Genomic DNA, 17,717 nt, shown 5'->3' with positions numbered 1-17,717 from the left:
GAGCCGATGGTGAGCAGCGCAGTGGGCAGCAGGGTCGTCGTCACGGGCGCCACCGGCAATGTGGGCACGAGTGTGATGCGCCTGCTCGCCGAGGACCCGGACATCGCGTCGGTCACCGGCCTCGCGCGCCGGCTCCCCGAGGAGCGGCCGCCGGGGACGCAGTGGTCCGCGGTGGACCTCGCCTCCGAACAGGCCGATCTCGTACGGGAGTTCCAGGGCGCGGACGCGGTCGTGCATCTGGCGTGGGCGTTCCAGCCGACGCACGACCCGGCGACCACCTGGCGGACCAACGTGCTCGGCAGCATCCGGGTCTTCGAGGCGGTGGCGGCGGCCGGGGTGCCGGCCCTGGTGCACGCCTCGTCCGTCGGCGCGTACTCGCCGGGGCCGAAGGACCGGGCGGTGGACGAGTCCTGGCCCACGCACGGCTGGCCGGACGCCGCGTACACCCGGGAGAAGGCGTATCTGGAGCGAACCCTCGACGCGTTCGAGTACCGGCACCCGGAGGTGCGGGTGGTGCGGATGCGCCCGGCGTTCCTGTTCAAGCGGGAGTCGGCGAGCGAGCAGCGGCGGATCTTCGGCGGGAAGTTCCTGCCGGGGCCGCTGGCGAGGCCCGGGTCGCTGCCCTTCCTGCCGGACGTGCCGGGGCTGCGGGTGCAGGCGCTGCACACGGACGACGCGGCGGCGGCGTACCGGCTGGCGGTGCGGGGGGACGTACGGGGGGCGTTCAATCTCGCGGCGGAGCCGGCGGTGGACGCGGAGGTGCTCGGGGAGATGCTGGGGGTGCGGCGGCAGGTGCGGTTGCCGCGGACGGCGGCGCGGTCGGCGGTGGCGGCGGCGTGGGGCCTGCGGCTGCTGCCGGCGTCGCCGCATCTGTTCGACGCGGTGCTGAGGCTGCCGCTGATGGACTGCACCCGGGCGCACGAAGTGCTGGGCTGGCGCCCGACGAAGCCGGCGACGGAGGTCCTGGAGGAGTTCCTCCAGGGCTTCCGCGAGGGCGCGGGCGCGCCGACGGAACCCCTGCGGGGCCGCAAGGTGGGGTGACCGCGGCGGGGGTCCCGGCCCCGTGCGTCCCCCGTCAGTCGAGTGGCCAGTTGGTCAGCTTCGTCGGATTCAGCATCAGCCACACGTGGGTGACGTGTCCTTCGCCGACGTCGAAGGTGACCATCCCGTATCGGCGCCCCCCGTCCCGGAGGAGGTATCCGAGACCGTCGGCCGTGTCGCGCCGTTCGAGGCGGAGGGCGGGCTGCTTGCGCATCACCCCCATGAGCCACCGGGCCACCCGGTCCGGTCCGTGGACGACCTGGGTGGCGGCATTGACGAAGCCGCCGCCGTCCACGCGCAGTTCGACGTCCGGAGCCAGCACGCGGAGCAGTTCCTCGATGTCGCCTCCGACGGTGGCGTCACGAAAGGCCCGGACGACCTCGTCGTGCTGGTGGGAGGAGACCTGGGTGCGTCTCCTGTGCCGGACGTGGCGGCGCGCGGACGTCGCCAGCTGCCGTGTCGCCGCCGCCGACCGGCCCACGACACCGGCGATCTCGTCGAACGGGACGCCGAACACGTCGTGCAGTACGAACGTCACCCGCTCCGCCGGGGTCATGGCCTCCAGGACCGTCAGCAGGGCCATGCTGACGGCGTCGTCGAGGGTGACCCGTTCGAGCGGGTCGGCAGCGGGAGGACCGGAGTTCAGCGGCACCCTCGCCGTGTCCGCGAAGAGGTCGGCCGGGACCGGCTCCGGCAGCCACTGCCCGATGTACGTCTCCCGTCGTGCCCGCGCGGAGCCCAGCAGATCGAGGCAGATACGGCTCGCGACGCGCGTCAGCCAGGCCGCGGGCACGGCGATCCCGTCGCGTTTCCCGGGTTCGAGGCGGTACCACCGCGCATAGGTCTCCTGCACGACGTCCTCGGCGTCGGCCAGGGTGCCCGTCATGCGGAAGGCCAGCGACAGCAGACGATGCCGCTCGGCCATGACCGCGTCGAGAGCCCGCGACGCGTCACGCCCGGCCTCGGCGCACTCCGCGGATCCGGCGGGAGGATCTTCCGGCATGGGGCACCCTTTCCCTCGCTGTCGCGTTCAGACGGTGGGGATCCCCGCGATCGGGTACCGCACCATGCCCTTCCGGTACGCGCCGCGCGGGACCATGCCCTCGAGGGGTTCCGGTCCGTCCACGGTCACCACCTCACGCTCGTCTCCACGCTCGGCCAGGGTGGCACGGAAGAGGTCGTCGAGGTGGAACCGGTCGGGTCCCGCGATCTCGACCGCGCTCCCCGGCTCCGGCGTCGTGACGGCCTCGGCGAGCAGGTCGACGACCTCGTCCAGCTCGACGGGCTGGATCAACGACCTCGGAGCGAGCACCTTCCCGTCCACGGTGTGCTGGTCGGCGAGGACAGGAATGTAGCTCTGGAACTGGGTGGCCCGGACGATGGTGGCGGGAATCGAACCGGTCCGTACGGCCCTCTCCTGCGCCACCTTGCCGAGGTAGTACCCGATCTCGGACGCGTCTCCTTCCCCGACGCCGACGATGGAGAGCACGATGTGGTGACGCACGCCGGCCCGCTCGCCCGCCGCGGTCAGGTTGCCGACCGACCCCTCGAAGAACGAGATCGCCCCTGCCGCGTCGAAGCGCGGGGTGTTGAGGACGTTCACGATGGTGTCGACCCCGACGAGGGCCTCGGCGAGCCCCCTGCCCGAGAGCACGTCGATCCCGTCCTCCAGTCCTCCCGGGACCACCTCGTAGCCCTTGGCCTCCAGGCTGTCGGCAAGACGGGACCCCACACGGCCGCGCCCACCCGCGATGAAAACCTTCATTTCCTCACTCCGTTCCCGGGCACCACTCGCCGCCCTCACCCACATGACGACGCGGCCCGCAGGAATGTGAGGCAACAAGACACCCGGTCGGCGACGGCCACCCCCCGTCAGGGGCGCGGGGAACCGCACGAGAGGCTCTGGCGCCCCGCAGGGGCGCGGGGAACCGCGCGACGAGCCCCGCTCACGCGCACCCGCCGAAGAACCCCGCCCACCCCGGCTCTCCCGCGGCTCAGCCCTCCCCCGCCGTCGTCGTCGCCAGGCGCTCCCGTTGCGGGACCACCGTGTACTTGGGGTCCTCCGCGGACGCCGTTCCCGCCGCGAAGACGCCGAAGCGGGTGCAGGCGGAGCCGGCGAGCAGTGCCGCGCCCGCCGCCACCGCGGCGACCCGCGACCGGCGGCCGAGGACGGCCGCCGTGACCGCCCCGCCCACCGTCAACGCCTTCGCCGTCTTCAGCAGCACCCCCGCCCGCCCCGACTTCCAGGTTTCCGCGACCATCCCCAGCCGCCGCTCGGCGGCCTGCGAGATGCCGACGTCGGCAAGGGCCGCGACCCCCGCCGCCCACCGCGCCGGCGCGTTCTCCCGCACCGGCCCGACGACCAGCGCCATCCCCGCCGCCGCGGCCGTCGCCGACGCCGCGAACAGGTACGGCAGCTCCCGGTACGCCCCGTGCCACGCCGGCACCGCCGTGTCGGCGGCGAGCACCCCGGTGTACGAGGCGACGGCGGGCCCGAGCAGCGCGGCGGCGCCGGTCGCGACCGCGCCCACGCCCGGCAGCCTCCCGGTGACGGCGCTCGCCGCGGCCGCCCCGGCCGCCGGCCCGTACGCCGCCAGCAGCCAGGACCCCACGCTCATCGGGGACGTCGGCTTGGCGACGCGCAGCATGTTGTAGAAGCGGCTCGGCACGCCCAGGTCGTGCACGAGGGCCGCCGCCGAGAGCGAGACGGCGGCGAGGGAGGAGACCTTCATGGCCTTGGCCGTGGTCGTCCGCCCGGTGAGGTGCGCCCCGGCGGCGAGCACCGAGCCACCCCCGGCGAGCCCGCCGAGGAAGAAGTACCCGGCGATGTCCCGCGCCTCCCAGGAGGGCGCCTTGATGACGGGCCGGCCGTAGTACGAATCGAACTCGGCCTTGGGCACCATGAGCTGCTCACCCCTGCGGCGTCCGCCGCGTCGGTGCCTGCCGTGCCGTCCGCCGTCCTCCGCCCGCTTGGGCAGGGAGCTGTCCGCGCTGGTCATCGTCGCCCCTCCCCGAAGATCCCGGTGGCCGCGAAGGCCGCGCCGCACGCGCCCAGCAGGGACAGCGCCGCCACCCCCGCGTGCTTCCACATCGCCGGCAGGTCGCGCGTGGTGACGACGGGGTCCGGCGGCAGCCCGTACACCTCGGGTTCGTCGAGGAGGAGGAAGAAGGCGCCGTCGCCGCCGACCCCGTCGTCCGGGTCCTCGCCGTAGAGCCGGGCCTCGGTGACGCCGGCCTCGTGCAGCTGGTCGACGCGGAGCGCGGCCTTCTGCCGCAGTTCGTCCAGCGGGCCGAACTGGATGGAGTCGGTGGGGCAGGCCTTGGCGCAGGCGGGTTCCTGGCCGGCGCCGAGGCGGTCGTAGCACAGGGTGCACTTGAACGCCCGCCCGTCGTCGGGGCGTTGCTCGATGACGCCGTACGGGCAGGCGGGCACGCAGTAGCCGCAGCCGTTGCAGACGTCCTCCTGGACGACGACGGTGCCGAACTCGGTGCGGAACAGCGCGCCGGTGGGGCACACGTCGAGGCAGGCGGCGTGGGTGCAGTGCTTGCACACGTCGGAGGACATCAGCCAGCGGATGTCGCCGCCGCTGCCGCCCTCCACCGTCTCCTGCGCGGTGGCGCCCCCGGGGACGCCCGCGCCCTGCGGCTCCGCGCCCGCCGACTGCCCGCCGAGCAGCGGGAGTTCGGTGCGTCCCTCGGGTGCCGGGCGGGTCTGTTCGACGAAGGCCACGTGGCGCCAGGTGGAGGCGCCCAGGGCCTCCGTGTTGTCGTACGACATGCCGGTGAGGGACATGCCGTCCTCGGGGATGGCGTTCCACTCCTTGCACGCCACCTCGCACGCCTTGCAGCCGATGCACACGGAGGTGTCGGTGAAGAAGCCGACGCGTTCCTGCCCGGAGTTGGGGTCCATGCCGTCCGGCACCCCGCGTCCCCCGCTCGCGAGGGTGCTCGGGGTACCCACCGGCTCGCTCACGTCCGTCATTTCCTGACCTCCGTCCCGGTCCGCTCGGTGATGCCCGCGCGCCGCCGGTACTCGGCGACCAGCTTGGGCAGGTCGGGGCCGCGCGGCCGGCGGCCGGGGCGGATGTCGGCGGTGAGCGCCTTGTCCTCCTGGATGTGGGCGTTGGGATCGAGGGAGATGGCGACCAGCTCGTTGGCCGCGTCGCCGGTCGCCACGCCGTTGGGACCCCAGTGGAAGGGCAGCCCGATCTGGTGGACGGTACGGCCCTGCACGCGCAGCGGGCGCATCCGCTCGGTGACCATCACCCTGGCCTCGACGGCGTTGCGGGCGGTGACGACGGTGGCCCAGCCGCCGTGTTCGAGGCCGCGTTCGGCGGCGAGCTGCGGGGAGATCTCGCAGAAGAACTCCGGCTGGAGTTCGGAGAGGTACTCCGACCAGCGGCTCATGCCGCCCGCCGTGAAGTGCTCGGTGAGCCGGTAGGTGGTGACGACGTACGGGAAGACCTCGGCGCCCTTGTCGTCGCCGCTCGGGTGGTAGCGGTTGCCCTCGCGGGCGAGCACCTGCCGGACGGGCGAGCGCGGGGTGGAGGGGTACAGGGCGTTGGGGAAGGGCGAGTCCTGCGGCTCGTAGTGGGTGGGCAGCGGCCCGTCCTCCAGGCCCGCCGGGGTGAACAGCCAGCCCTTGCCGTCGGCCTGCATGATGAACGGGTCGTCGCCGCGCAGCGCCGCCACGCCCTCGGCGTCGTCGTCGGGGACGTGGTCCGGGGCGAGGTCGGGGACGAAGTCGGGCACGTCGTGCCCGGTCCACCTGCCGGCCTCGGCGTCCCACCAGACGTAGCTCTTGCGTGCGCTCCAGGGTGTGCCGTCGGGGGCGGCGGAGGCGCGGTTGTAGAGGATGCGGCGGTTGGCGGGCCAGGCCCAGGCCCACTCGGCGGCCACCCAGTCCTGTTCGGTGTGGGGTTTCTTGCGGGCGGCCTGGTTGACGCCGTCGGCGTAGACCCCGCAGTAGATCCAGCAGCCGCAGCGGGTGGAGCCGTCGTCCTTGAGCTCGGTGTACGCGCTCAGTGGGCTCCCGTCCGGGCCGTGGCCGCTGATCTCGGCGAGGATCGCGTCGGCGACGGGCTCGTCGAGCGGGCCGGTGACCGGGTAGTCCCAGGCCAGGTCGAGGACGGGGCGGTCCATCGGGTCGGTGGAGCCGGCCAGCTTCTCGCGGATGCGGCGGCCCAGGTGGTACATGAACCACAGGTCGCTGCGCGCGTCGCCCTCGGGTTCGACGGCGGCGTAGTGCCACTGCACCCAGCGGTTGGTGTTGGTGAAGGAGCCGGACTTCTCGGTGTGCGCGGCGGCGGGGAAGAAGAACACCTCGGTGCCGATGTCCTCGGTGCGCAGCTCCCCGCTCTCGATCTCGGGGCCGTCCTTCCACCAGGTGGCGGACTCGATGAGGGAGAAGTCGCGGACGACGAGCCACTCCAGGTTGGCCATGCCGAGCCGTTGCAGCCGGGTGTTGGCGGAGCCGACGGCCGGGTTCTCGCCCATCAGGAAGTAGCCCTTGCAGGTGCCGTCGAGCTGGGCGGCGACCGTCTGGTACGTCGAGTGGTCGCCGGTCAGACGCGGCAGGTGGTCGAAGCAGAAGTCGTTCTCGGGGGTGGCCGCATCGCCGTAGTAGGACTTGAGCAGGCTGACGAAGTACGACCGCATCTCCGCCCAGAAGCCCTTCTTGGTGCGGCTGGCCGTGATGAAGTCGTCCAGGGTCTCGTGGGCGTGCGCGTGCGGCATGGGCAGATAGCCGGGGAGCAGGTTGTACAGCGTGGGGATGTCGCTGGAGCCCTGGATGCTGGCGTGGCCGCGCAGCGCCTGGATGCCGCCGCCGGGGCGGCCGATGTTGCCGAGCAGGAGCTGCAGGACGCTGGCGGCGCGGATGTACTGGGAGCCGACGGTGTGCTGGGTCCAGCCGACGGCGTAGCAGAACGCGCTGGTGCGGTCGGGGCCGGAGTTGGCGGTGAGCGCCTCGCACACCTCAAGGAAGGTCTCCTTGGGGACGCCGCAGATCTCCTCGACGACCTCGGGGGTGTAGCGGGCGTAGTGCCGCTTGAGCACCTGGTAGACGCAGCGCGGGTGTTGGAGGGTGCGGTCGGTGGGGGCGTCGGGGCCGGTCCGCGCGCCGCCGGAGCCGTGGCTCTCGGAGCCGCCGAAGCCGCCCACCCGCTCGTCGTACTGCTCGTCGGGGTCGCCGGTGGGCTGCTGGACCTCCGTGCCCTCGTACTGCCAGCTGTGCGGGTCGTAGGTGTGGCCGTCCTCGTCGAGCCCGGAGAAGACGCCGTCGAGGTCCTCGGTGTCACGGAAGTCCTCGCCGACGAGGGTGGCCGCGTTGGTGTAGTTGAGGACGTATGCGCGGAAGTCCTTCTCCTCGGTGAGGACGTGGTTGATGATCCCGCCGAGGAAGGCGATGTCGGTGCCGGCGCGCAGCGGGACGTGCAGGTCGGCCAGCGCGCTGGTGCGGGTGTAGCGGGGGTCGACGTGGATGACGCGGGCGCCGCGCGCCTTGGCCTCCATCACCCACTGGAAGCCGACGGGGTGGGCCTCGGCGTAGTTGGAGCCCTGGATGACGATGCAGTCGGAGTGCTGGAGATCCTGCATGAAGGTGGTGGCGCCGCCGCGTCCGAAGGAGGTGCCGAGGCCGGCGACGGTGGCGCTGTGGCAGACGCGGGCCTGGTTCTCCACCTGGACGACGCCGAGGCCGGTCAGCAGCTTCTTGATGAGGTAGTTCTCCTCGTTGTCCAGCGTCGCGCCGCCGAGGCTGGCGATGCCCATGGTGCGGGCGGTGCGGGCGCCGTCCTTCTCCCACTCCCAGGTCTCGCGGCGGGTGTTGACGACCCGTTCGGCGACCATGTCCATCGCGGTGTCCAGGTCGAGGGTCTCCCAGTCGGTGCCGTGCGGGCGGCGGTAGAGGACCTGGTGCTCGCGGGCGGGGCCGGTGGTGAGCTGGAGGGTGGCGGAGCCCTTGGGGCAGAGCCGGCCGCGGCTGACGGGCGAGTCGGGGTCGCCCTCGATCTGGACGACCTTCTCGTCCTTGACGTACACGTCCTGGCCGCAGCCCACGGCGCAGTAGGGGCAGATCGACTTCACCACGCGTTCGGCGGTGTCGGTGCGCGGGCGGAGGTGCGCGGTGGAGGCGGACTTGGCGGCGCCGCCGCGGCCCGAGCGGTCGCCGGCGGCGCCGGTGAGCTGACGGTAGACGGGCCAGTCGCGGAGCCGGTCCGGTATGCGCATGAAGGATCTCCCGCTTCTCCGCTCGGATTCAGGCGGTGGGCTCGTCGGGGGTGGGCTCGTCCTCGGGGCCGGTGGTGTCGTCGGCGGCGGTGTCGTCAGCGGTGGTGCCGTCGTCGGTGCCGTTGCCGTCGCCGTCCGTCTCCTCCGCCTTCCGGCGGGCGGACGCGGGGGCGGCCTCCCAGGGGTCCTCGCCCTCGCCGGCCTGCTGGTCGGGCAGGTCGCGCGGGACGGGGTCGCCGTTCTCTCCGGGCCCTTCGAGGCGGTGCTCGGTCACGTCGTCGTCCTCCCTTTCCCTCCCGCGGGCACGGCGGCCCGAAGGAGCGACGCGCAAGTACCCGGGCGGCCCCGGCCGAAACGCGCGGGGAGCGGCGCGTCGACCGGGCGGGGGCCCACACCCCGTCAGGGTGGCCGGGCGCCGGACGGTTCTCCGGCACGCGCGGCTTTGCGTCCTCTTTACAACTGACGCCGTCGCGGCCTCGTCTCTCCAGCCGGGCTCAGGACGACGCCGATCGCCGCGTTGCCGAGTTCCCGTGCCGGGCCCTCCGGGGCTCACCGCCCTCCGGCCCGGCCCTCGACCTCACACCCCCGACCATCCCGGAGAACCCGCACCGATGCACCCGAACAGCACACCGGCCCCCCGTTCAGCCGGCCGTCGTACGTCGTCCCGCCGTCACGCGGTGACCGCGGTCCTCGGCCTGTGCGCCGCCCTCCTGGCCGCCCCGGCCGCCGCGGCCGCACCCGCCGCGGACGTCACCCCTCCTGTCGTCACCGCGGACCAGGTCATGCCGCATCTGACCGCCCTGCAGGGCATCGCGGACCGCGCGGGAGGCAACCGCGCCCACGGCACCCGGGGTTACCGCGACTCCGTCACCTATGTGAAGGCCGCGCTGGACAAGGCCGGGTTCCGCACCACCCTGCACCGCTTCACCCACGACGGCGCCACCGGCTACAACCTGATCGCGGACTGGCCCGGTGGCGACTTTGGGCACGTCGTGTTCGCCGGAGCGCATCTCGACAGCACGGAGAACGGCCCCGGCATCAACGACAACGGCTCCGGCTCCGCGGCCCTGCTCACCACCGCCCTCGAAGTGTCCAGGTCGGGGCTGAAGCCCGACCGTCATCTGCGGTTCGCCTGGTGGGGCGCCGAGGAGGCCGGAATGGTGGGCTCCAGCGCCTATGTGAAGGATCTGTCCGCCGCCGCACGCGACCGGATCGACGTCTACCTGAACGTGGACATGGCCGGCACGAAGAACAACCGGTCCTGGCTCGTCGTCGACGACGACCCCACGGCGGCCGAGGCGCTCAAGAGCTACTTCGCGGCCCGGAACCTGCCCACGACCGCCATCGGCATCGGTGGCAGCGACCATGTGTCGTTCGGTGACGCCGGCATCCCGGTGGGCGGTTTCGCCACGGGAATCGACGAGTGCACGCACGAGGCGTGCGACCGCGTGGACAACGTGGACCCGCGGGTCGAGACCACCAGTACCAACGCCTTCCTCCACACGGTCTGGCAGCTCGCCACGCACCGCTGAGGCCGGCACGGCCTTCCCGCACCCGCGTCGAACACTTCGCGCGCACTCGCCCCCTCCCGAGTGCGCGCACTTCGCCCCCCTCCCGAACGAAGGAGCAGACGCATGCCCGCCCACCGGCATCGCCGCCGCGCCACCGCCCTGGCCACGACCGTGGCCGCCGGAATCGTGTTCACCGCAGTCCCCGCCGCCGGCGCCTCCGGCACGGGCGGCGTCGGTGACCCCTACTTCCCCGACGACGGGAACTCCGGCTACGACGTCTCGCGGTACGACGTGCACGTCACCTACGGCCCGGCCCGCCCCCGGTACCTGGAGGGCGACACCACGGTGGAGGCCGTCGCCACCGAGGACCTGGACCGGCTGCACCTCGATCTGGAGGGCTTCACGGTCACCGAGGTCAGCGTGGACGGCACACCCGCCCGCACCGTCTCCCGGGAGGGCACGCACGAACTCGTCATCACTCCGGCCCGGCCGCTCGCGAGGAACACGCGGTTCTCCGTACGCGTCCGCTACGCGGGCGAACCGGTCGGCAAGGGCTGGCACGCGCTCGCCGACGGCGGCGTGGACGTGTCGGACGAGCCGCACTCCGCCACCGCCTGGTACCCGGCCAACGACCACCCCTCGGACAAGGCCACCTTCCGGCTCACGGCCACGGTCCCCACCGGCTGGACGGTGGTCGGCAACGGACGGCCGGGCGCCACCACCACCGACCGGAACACGTCCACGTTCCGCTGGTACGAGGACCGGCCGATGGCCACGTACCTCAGCACGCTCGCCATCGACAGGTTCACGATGCGCACCTCGAAGCTCTCCGACGGCACTCCCGTCATCAACGCCTACAGTCCCGGGTCGCGCATCGACCCCGAGGCGGAGGCGGAGCTGCCGGAGATCATCGACTTCCTGGCCTCGAAGTTCGGCCCGTACCCCTTCTCCTCGGCCGGGGCGATCGTCGTCAGCGGCGACGACGGCGAGAGCCCGATCGCCCTGGAGACACAGAGCCGCCCGACGTACCACGGGGGTTTCTTCGACGCCTCCATGGTGCACGAGAACGCCCATCAGTGGTTCGGGAACAGCGTCTCCTTCAGCGACTGGCGCGACGGCTGCCTGGCCGAGTGCTTCGCCCAGTACGCCGGCCAGCTGTGGGACGAGGGAAAGCACGGAGCCGACCTGGACAAGGGCTTCTACGCCGACATGGTGGAGGAGAGCGAGGCGGACCCCGAGTTCTGGACGACGAGACTGTACGACCCCGGCCAGGGCAGTGAACTGGCCAACGCCCTGTACAGCAAGGGGTCCATGATGCTGCACGCGCTGCGCCGCACGGTCGGCGACGACGCGTTCTTCGGCACCCTCAAGCGCTGGCAGCGCGACCACCGTTACGGCAACGCGTCCTGGCCGCAGTTCGAGGCGCTCGCCCAGGAGGTCTCCGGCAAGGACCTCACCGGCTTCTTCCGGGCGTGGGCGCACGGCACCACCGTCCCGCCGGACAAGTACCTCTACCCCGGTTCCCTCGCGTCGCTCGCCCCGGCGGGCTGACCGCGTCCCCGTTGCCGCCCTCGTCCGCTTCCCGGAGGGACGGGGGCGGCGGAGCCGGGAGGCCTACCTCCCCGACGCCCGGTCCCGCAGCGCCTCGCGCCATGCCGGGGCGCGGCGCGGGGCGGTGTCGGGGCCGGCGCCCGCCCGGCGTCCCCCGGCCGCGAAGAAGTCGGCCAGCGGCAGGATCGCGGCGCCCACCGTCACCGCGTCCGGACCGAGCCGGCCCAGTTCGATCGCGACCCGTTCCGCCGGGTGGCGCAGGGAGTACGCCACCGCGTGGCGGCGGACCGCGGGCAGGAAGCGGGCGCCGAGCTGGAGGCCCGCCCAGCCGCCGATCAGGATGCGTTCGGGGCGGAAGAGGTTGATCAGGTCGGAGAGGCCGGCGCCGAGGTACTCCGCCGTCTCCTCCAGGACCGCCGACGCCACCGGGTCGGCCCCGCCCTCCTCCGGGTACGCCGCCGCGAGCAGCGCCGTGAGCGCGGTCTCCTCGTCGGCGCCCTCGGGCACCTGTCCCCCGGCCTCCCGCCACCGCGCGAGCAGCGCCTCGGCGCCCGCGTACGCCTCCAGGCAGCCCAGCGCCCCGCACCGGCACCGGCGCCCCCGCACCCGTACGGTCAGGTGCCCGTACTCCACCGCGCGGCCGCCGGTCACGTCGTCGGTGACGAGGCAGGCGCCGACACCGGAGCCGAACAGGACGACCACCGCGTTGCGGGCACCGCGGCCGGCGCCGAACCACATCTCGGCCTGGCCGAGGGTGCGGGCGCCGTTGTCGGCGAAATAGGGCACGGAGTCGGGCAGCAGACAGGCGGAGCGCAGCCTGGCCTCCAGCGGGACGGCGTCCCAGCCGATGGTCTGGCCGTGCACGACGGCGCCCTGCTCGCCCTCGCGGGCGACGATGCCGGGGACGCCGATGCCGACGCCGAGCAGCCGCTCGGGGGCGAGCCCCGTGGTGGCCAGCACCTCGGCGATGCCGTCCCGGATGTGGCCGACGACGACGTCGACGTCGTACCGCTGGTGCTCCAACGGGCGTTCGGTGCGGGCGAGTTCGGTGAGGGCGAGGTCGAACAGCTCGACCCGGACCCGGGTCTCGCCGACGTCGACGCCGATCATGTGCCCGGCGGCGGGCGCCACCCGCAGCAGGGTGCGGGGCCGGCCGCCGTCGGAGTCGACCGAGCCGGCCTCCTCGACCAGTCCGTCGGCCACCAGTTCGGCCACCACGTTGCTGACCGAGCCGGAGCTGAGCCCGGTCACCGGCCCCAGTTCGAAGCGGCTCATCGGGCCGTCGAAATACAACCGTTGCAGTACCTCGGCGCGATTGCCGCGCCGCAGGTCACGCACCGTCCGCCCGTTCCGCCCCGCCATGTGGCTCCCTCCCGGCCTGCCCCTTGACGCAAGATACCTCTGCGCGACATCTTGACGCGACTTTCCATGAGGTCTTAACTCACGCTCTAAGTTAAGCCATGAGGGACGTTCGGGAAGTGAACGGGTCCGGGCCCGTCCGGGCCCGGTCCTTCCGCCTTCCGAACCCGCCCTCGCGCTCGCCCTGAGGAAAGGGACGCCTGAGCCATGCGCAGAACCCGAGTCGCGGCCGCCGCCGCGGTCACCGTCTCCCTGCTGACCGCCGTGACCGCGTGCGGCGGCGGCTCGTCGACGAGCGGCGGGTCCAACGACTCGCCGAAGACGCTCACGTACTGGGCCTCCAACCAGGGCGCCAGCATCCAGGTGGACAAGAAGGTCCTCCAGCCCGAGCTGGACAAGTTCGAGAAGCAGACCGGCATCAAGGTCGAGCTGGAGGTCGTGCCCTGGTCGGACCTGCTCAACCGGATCCTGACCGCCGCCACCTCGGGCCAGGGCCCGGACGTGCTGAACATCGGCAACACCTGGAGCGCCTCGCTGCAGGCCACCGGGGCGCTGCTGCCGTGGGACGCGAAGAACTTCGAGAAGATCGGCGGCAAGGACCGCTTCGTCGACTCCGCGCTCGGCTCGACCGGCGCCGAGGGCAAGGACCCGGCCGCGGTCCCGCTGTACTCGATGGCGTACGCGCTCTACTACAACAAGCAGATCTTCGCCGACGCGGGCATCTCCGAGCCGCCGGCCACCTGGGACGAACTGGTCGCCGACGGCAAGAAGATCAGGGCCAAGGGCAAGAACCCGCTGGGCGCCGAGGGCTCCAACCTCTCCGAGAACATCCACCACGTGTTCGTCTTCGCCAAGCAGCACGGCGCGGACTTCTTCACGGCCGACGGCAAGCCCGACTTCACCAATGACAAGGCCGTCGCGGCGGTCAAGCAGTACGTCGACCTGATGGCGAAGGACAAGGCGATCCCGGCGGGCAACGCCGAGTACGCGCAGAACCAGTCGGTGAGCGACTTCGCCAAGGGCAGGACGGCGATGCTGCTGTGGCAGTCGGCCGCGTCCAACCTCAAGTCGCAGGGCATGGCCGACGACGCCTACGGCATCGCCCCGGTGCCCGTGCAGTCCGGCACCCCCGGCGCCGGCACCCAGGTCAACTCGATGGTCGCCGGAATCAACATGGCCGTCTTCAAGAACACCGACAACCTCGACGGCGCCACGGAGTTCGTGAAGTTCATGACCAGCGACGCCGAGCAGAAGACGCTCAACAAGGCCTACAGCTCGATCCCGCCGGTGAAGGCGGCGCAGTCGGACCCGGCGTTCAACTCCGGTGCCACCGCCGTCCTCAAGACCACCCTCGGCACCAGCGCCGCCGCGCTGCCGCAGGTCGCCGACGAGTCGCAGTTCGAGACGACGGTCGGCACGGCCGTCAAGGAACTGTTCGCCGACGCCGCCGGCGGCCGGTCGGTGACCACCGCGTCGGTGAAGGCGAAGCTCGAGAAGGCCCAGCAGCAGATGCCCAAGAAGTGAGCCACATGACCACCACCGCCCCGGCCCGGGAGCCGGCGGTGCGCAAGGACCCGCCCGGTGCGGCACGCGGCCCCCGCCGCCGCACCGGGCGGCTCCGCCGCGTCACCCTGCCCTACCTGCTCCTCCTGCCCGCCCTGATCCTCGAACTCCTGGTCCATCTGATACCGATGGTGATCGGTGTCGTGATGAGCTTCAAGGAGCTCACCCAGTTCTACATCCGCGACTGGGGCACCGCCCCCTGGTCCGGGTTCGACAACTACAAGGTGTCGGTGGACTTCGACGCGCCGGTCGGCGAGGCGCTGCTCCACTCCTTCCTCGTGACCGTCGTCTTCACCCTGCTGTCGGTCGGCCTGTGCTGGCTGATCGGCACGGTCGCCGCGATCTGCATGCAGGACACCTTCCGCGGCCGCGGTCTGCTGCGCGCCCTGTTCCTGGTGCCGTACGCGCTGCCGGTCTACGCGGCCGTCATCACCTGGGTGTTCATGTTCCAGCACGACAACGGCCTGGTGAACCACGTCCTGCACGACCAGCTCCGCCTCACCGACAAGCCCTCCTTCTGGCTCATCGGCGACAACAGCTTCATCGCGCTGCTGACCGTGTCGGTGTGGAAGGGCTGGCCGTTCGCCTTCCTCATCGTGATGGCCGGGTTGCAGAACATCCCCAAGGAGCTGTACGAGGCCGCCGCGCTGGACGGCGCCGGGATGCTCCAGCAGATCCGCCGGATCACGCTGCCGTCGCTGCGCCCCGTCAACCAGGTGCTGGTGCTGGTGCTGTTCCTGTGGACGTTCAACGACTTCAACACACCGTTCGTGCTGTTCGGCAAGGGCGCCCCGCAGGCCGCGGACCTCATCTCGGTCCACATCTACCAGGCGTCCTTCGTCACCTGGAACTTCGGCACCGGCTCGGCGATGTCGGTCCTGCTGCTGCTCTTCCTGCTGGTGGTGACGGGCGTCTATCTGGCGCTGACCTCCCGGGACCGCACCGCCGGCAGCTCCCGCCGCCGTAAGGAGACGGCCGATGTCTGAGACCCTGCGCACCGCACGGGTGCCCCGCTCCCCCATGGCGCCGCCGCGCACCTTCCTGTGGACCCGGCGGATCTTCCTCACCCTGCTCACCGGCTTCGTGCTGGTGCCGGTGTACGTGATGGTCTCCAGCTCGCTGAAGCCGCTCGCGGACGTCACCGGCACGTTCCACTGGCTGCCCAGCGAGCTGACGATCCGCCCGTACATCGACATCTGGTCGACGGTGCCGCTGGCGAAGTACTTCGTGAACTCGCTGATCGTGGCGGGCGCGGCGACCGTCTGCTCGGTGGTCATCGCGGTGTTCGCCGCCTACGCGGTCAGCCGCTACAGCTTCCGCGGCAAGCGCGTCTTCACGGTGACCGTGCTGTCCACGCAGATGTTCCCCGGCATCCTCTTCCTGCTGCCGCTGTTCCTGCTCTACGTCAACATCGGCAACGCCACCGGCATCGCGCTGTTCGGCTCGCGCGGCGGGCTGATCCTGACGTACCTCACCTTCTCGCTGCCGTTCTCGATCTGGATGCTGATCGGCTACTTCGACTCGGTGCCGCGCGATCTGGACGAGGCGGCGCTGGTCGACGGCTGCGGTCCGCTCGGCGCGCTGTTCCGCGTCGTCGTGCCAGCCGCGATCCCCGGCATCGTCGCGGTCGCCGTCTACGCCTTCATGACCGCGTGGGGCGAGGTGCTGTTCGCCTCCGTGATGACCAACGACACCACCCGCACGCTCGCCGTCGGACTCCAGGGCTACTCCACGCAATACGACGTGTACTGGAACCAGATCATGGCCGCCTCGCTCGTGGTGAGCGTGCCCGTGGTCGCCGGATTCCTGCTGCTCCAGCGGTACCTGGTGGCCGGACTGACGGCGGGAGCCGTCAAGTGACCGCACCCGGCACCGCTTTGAACCGGATTCCCGAAAGGACCCCCGTGACCATCGACCTCGGCGCCTTCCCGCGCGACTTCCTGTGGGGCACGGCCACCGCGGCGTACCAGATCGAGGGGGCCGCCGCCGAGGACGGCCGCTCGCCCTCCATCTGGGACACCTACTCCCACACCCCCGGCAAGGTCGCGGGCGGGGACCACGGTGATGTGGCCTGCGACCACTACCACCGCTGGGAGGAGGACATCGAACTGATGCGCCGGCTGGGCACCAACGCCTACCGGCTGTCGGTGGCCTGGCCGCGCGTGGTGCCGGGCGGCACGGGCGAGGTCAACGCCAAGGGGCTCGACTTCTACGACCGGCTGATCGACGCGCTCCTCGCGGCCGGCATCACCCCCTCCGTCACCCTCTACCACTGGGACCTGCCGCAGGTGCTCCAGGACCGGGGCGGCTGGCCGGAGCGCGACACCGCGCTCGCCTTCGCCTCGTACGCCGGTGTCGTCGCCGAGCGGCTCGGGGACCGCGTCACGATGTGGACGACGCTGAACGAGCCGCTGTGCTCCGCCTGGATCGGCCATCTGGAGGGCAAGATGGCGCCGGGGCTGACCGACCTCCCGGCCGCCGTGCGCGCCTCGTACCATCTGCTCCTCGGCCACGGGCTCGCCGTCCGCGCGGTGCGCGCGGCGGTCCCGGACGCGCGGATCGGGTTCGTCAACAACCTGTCCTACGTCGAGCCCGCCACCGACCGGCCCGAGGACGTCGCGGCCGCCCGGCGCATGGACGGCCACGCCAACCGCTGGTGGCTGGACCCGGTGCACGGCCGCGGCTTCCCCGCGGACATGCGCGAGGTGTACGGCGTCGACCTGCCCGAGCGGGCGGGCGACCTCGCGGCGATGGCCGAGCCGCTGGACTGGCTGGGCCTGAACTACTACTTCCCGTCCGCCATCGAGGACGACCCCACGGGACCGGCGCCCCGTGCCCGCGCGGTACGCCAGCCGGGGCTGCCGCGCACCGGCATGGACTGGGAGGTCGACGCGAACGGCATCGAGCGGCTGCTGCTCCGCCTCACCGAGGACTACGGCGCCCGGCAGCTGTACATCACGGAGAACGGCTCCTGCTACCCCGACGTCGTACGTCCAGACGGCACGGTCGACGACCCCGAGCGCGTCGCCTACCTCGACCAGCACCTGGCGGCGTGCGCCTCCGCCGTCCGCAAGGGCGTGCCGCTGGCCGGGTACTTCGCCTGGTCGCTGCTCGACAACTTCGAGTGGGCGTACGGCTACGACAAGCGGTTCGGGCTGGTCCACGTCGACTACGCGACGCAGCGCCGCACCATCAAGGGCAGCGGGCACCACTACGCGGACCTGATCCGCGCGCACGGGCGGCTCGGGCAGAGCGCGGCGTAGCGCGCGGGCCCACGCGGCGTGGCGCGGCACGGCCGGGGTGCCGCGCTGCGCCACGCGGGTGGGGTGGTGCGGCCGGGACGCATGGGGTGCACGGGACGGGCTACTCGTGCGCCATGGGGTTCGGCAGAGTGCCCCGAGGACTCTCCGACGCGAGGATGCGCGGAGAGTCCTTTTGTTTTTCTTGGCCGGTGCGGCGGTG

14 protein-coding genes are annotated in these 17,717 nt (G+C 72.1%); 7 read left to right on the top strand and 7 right to left on the bottom strand.

The window, feature by feature from the left end:
- Nucleotides 1-9 precede the first annotated feature (9 nt).
- Nucleotides 10-1,041 (top strand): SDR family oxidoreductase, encoded by a 1,032-nt coding sequence (locus tag OIE12_RS29765; RefSeq protein WP_329140639.1) that lies wholly within the window; start codon nucleotides 10-12, stop codon nucleotides 1,039-1,041.
- 34 nt (nucleotides 1,042-1,075) lie between these two features.
- Here OIE12_RS29765 and sigJ read toward each other — a convergent pair whose 3' ends face one another.
- The 6 genes from sigJ to OIE12_RS29735 form a co-directional block, all read right to left on the bottom strand.
- Nucleotides 1,076-2,044, bottom strand: coding sequence for an RNA polymerase sigma factor SigJ (gene sigJ / locus OIE12_RS29760; RefSeq protein WP_329140637.1), 969 nt, complete (start codon nucleotides 2,042-2,044; stop codon nucleotides 1,076-1,078).
- A gap of 27 nt (nucleotides 2,045-2,071) precedes the next feature.
- A complete protein-coding gene (locus OIE12_RS29755; protein WP_329140635.1) occupies nucleotides 2,072-2,806 on the bottom strand; it encodes an SDR family oxidoreductase in 735 nt (244 codons plus the stop codon).
- Nucleotides 2,807-3,035: 229 nt separating this feature from the next.
- Entirely contained in the window at nucleotides 3,036-4,040 is a 1,005-nt protein-coding gene (gene nrfD, locus OIE12_RS29750; RefSeq protein ID WP_329140633.1) for an NrfD/PsrC family molybdoenzyme membrane anchor subunit, read from the bottom strand.
- The gene (locus OIE12_RS29745; RefSeq protein WP_329142308.1) at nucleotides 4,037-4,951 is read right to left on the bottom strand and encodes a 4Fe-4S dicluster domain-containing protein; all 915 of its coding nucleotides are present in this window, start codon (nucleotides 4,949-4,951) and stop codon (nucleotides 4,037-4,039) included. Before OIE12_RS29745 ends, nrfD begins: the two co-directional genes overlap by 4 nt.
- A gap of 68 nt (nucleotides 4,952-5,019) precedes the next feature.
- Complete coding sequence (fdh, locus tag OIE12_RS29740; protein WP_329140631.1) at nucleotides 5,020-8,271, bottom strand: formate dehydrogenase; 3,252 nt, start codon at nucleotides 8,269-8,271, stop codon at nucleotides 5,020-5,022.
- 28 nt (nucleotides 8,272-8,299) lie between these two features.
- Entirely contained in the window at nucleotides 8,300-8,545 is a 246-nt protein-coding gene (locus OIE12_RS29735; protein WP_329140629.1) for a hypothetical protein, read from the bottom strand.
- A gap of 337 nt (nucleotides 8,546-8,882) precedes the next feature.
- On the opposite strand from OIE12_RS29735, the gene OIE12_RS29730 reads away from it, so the two are divergent.
- Nucleotides 8,883-9,803, top strand: a complete 921-nt coding sequence (locus OIE12_RS29730; RefSeq protein ID WP_443053965.1) for a M20/M25/M40 family metallo-hydrolase — start codon at nucleotides 8,883-8,885, stop codon at nucleotides 9,801-9,803.
- A gap of 102 nt (nucleotides 9,804-9,905) precedes the next feature.
- Nucleotides 9,906-11,333 (top strand): M1 family metallopeptidase, encoded by a 1,428-nt coding sequence (locus OIE12_RS29725; RefSeq protein ID WP_329140625.1) that lies wholly within the window; start codon nucleotides 9,906-9,908, stop codon nucleotides 11,331-11,333.
- A gap of 63 nt (nucleotides 11,334-11,396) precedes the next feature.
- On the opposite strand, the gene OIE12_RS29720 is transcribed toward OIE12_RS29725, so the two are convergent.
- On the bottom strand, nucleotides 11,397-12,695 hold the full coding sequence (locus tag OIE12_RS29720) for an ROK family transcriptional regulator (RefSeq protein WP_329140623.1): 1,299 nt from the start codon (nucleotides 12,693-12,695) through the stop codon (nucleotides 11,397-11,399).
- Between the two features lie 204 nt (nucleotides 12,696-12,899).
- Between OIE12_RS29720 and OIE12_RS29715 the strand changes: the two genes are divergently transcribed.
- The 4 genes from OIE12_RS29715 to OIE12_RS29700 are packed head-to-tail and all read left to right on the top strand — an operon-like array spanning nucleotide 12,900 to nucleotide 17,518.
- Entirely contained in the window at nucleotides 12,900-14,216 is a 1,317-nt protein-coding gene (locus OIE12_RS29715; RefSeq protein WP_329140621.1) for an ABC transporter substrate-binding protein, read from the top strand.
- Nucleotides 14,217-14,221: 5 nt separating this feature from the next.
- The gene (locus OIE12_RS29710; RefSeq protein ID WP_329140619.1) at nucleotides 14,222-15,241 is read left to right on the top strand and encodes a carbohydrate ABC transporter permease; all 1,020 of its coding nucleotides are present in this window, start codon (nucleotides 14,222-14,224) and stop codon (nucleotides 15,239-15,241) included.
- The gene (locus OIE12_RS29705) at nucleotides 15,234-16,115 is read left to right on the top strand and encodes a carbohydrate ABC transporter permease (RefSeq protein WP_329140617.1); all 882 of its coding nucleotides are present in this window, start codon (nucleotides 15,234-15,236) and stop codon (nucleotides 16,113-16,115) included. Before OIE12_RS29710 ends, OIE12_RS29705 begins: the two co-directional genes overlap by 8 nt.
- A gap of 44 nt (nucleotides 16,116-16,159) precedes the next feature.
- Nucleotides 16,160-17,518, top strand: a complete 1,359-nt coding sequence (locus OIE12_RS29700) for a GH1 family beta-glucosidase (protein WP_329140615.1) — start codon at nucleotides 16,160-16,162, stop codon at nucleotides 17,516-17,518.
- Nucleotides 17,519-17,717: the final 199 nt, after the last annotated feature.

Origin of the sequence: Streptomyces sp. NBC_00670 (genome assembly GCF_036226765.1) — a bacterium.
Classification (GTDB): domain Bacteria; phylum Actinomycetota; class Actinomycetes; order Streptomycetales; family Streptomycetaceae; genus Streptomyces.
The sequence above is the reverse complement of the archived record's forward strand: the minus strand, read 5'-3'. Positions and strand labels throughout refer to the sequence as shown.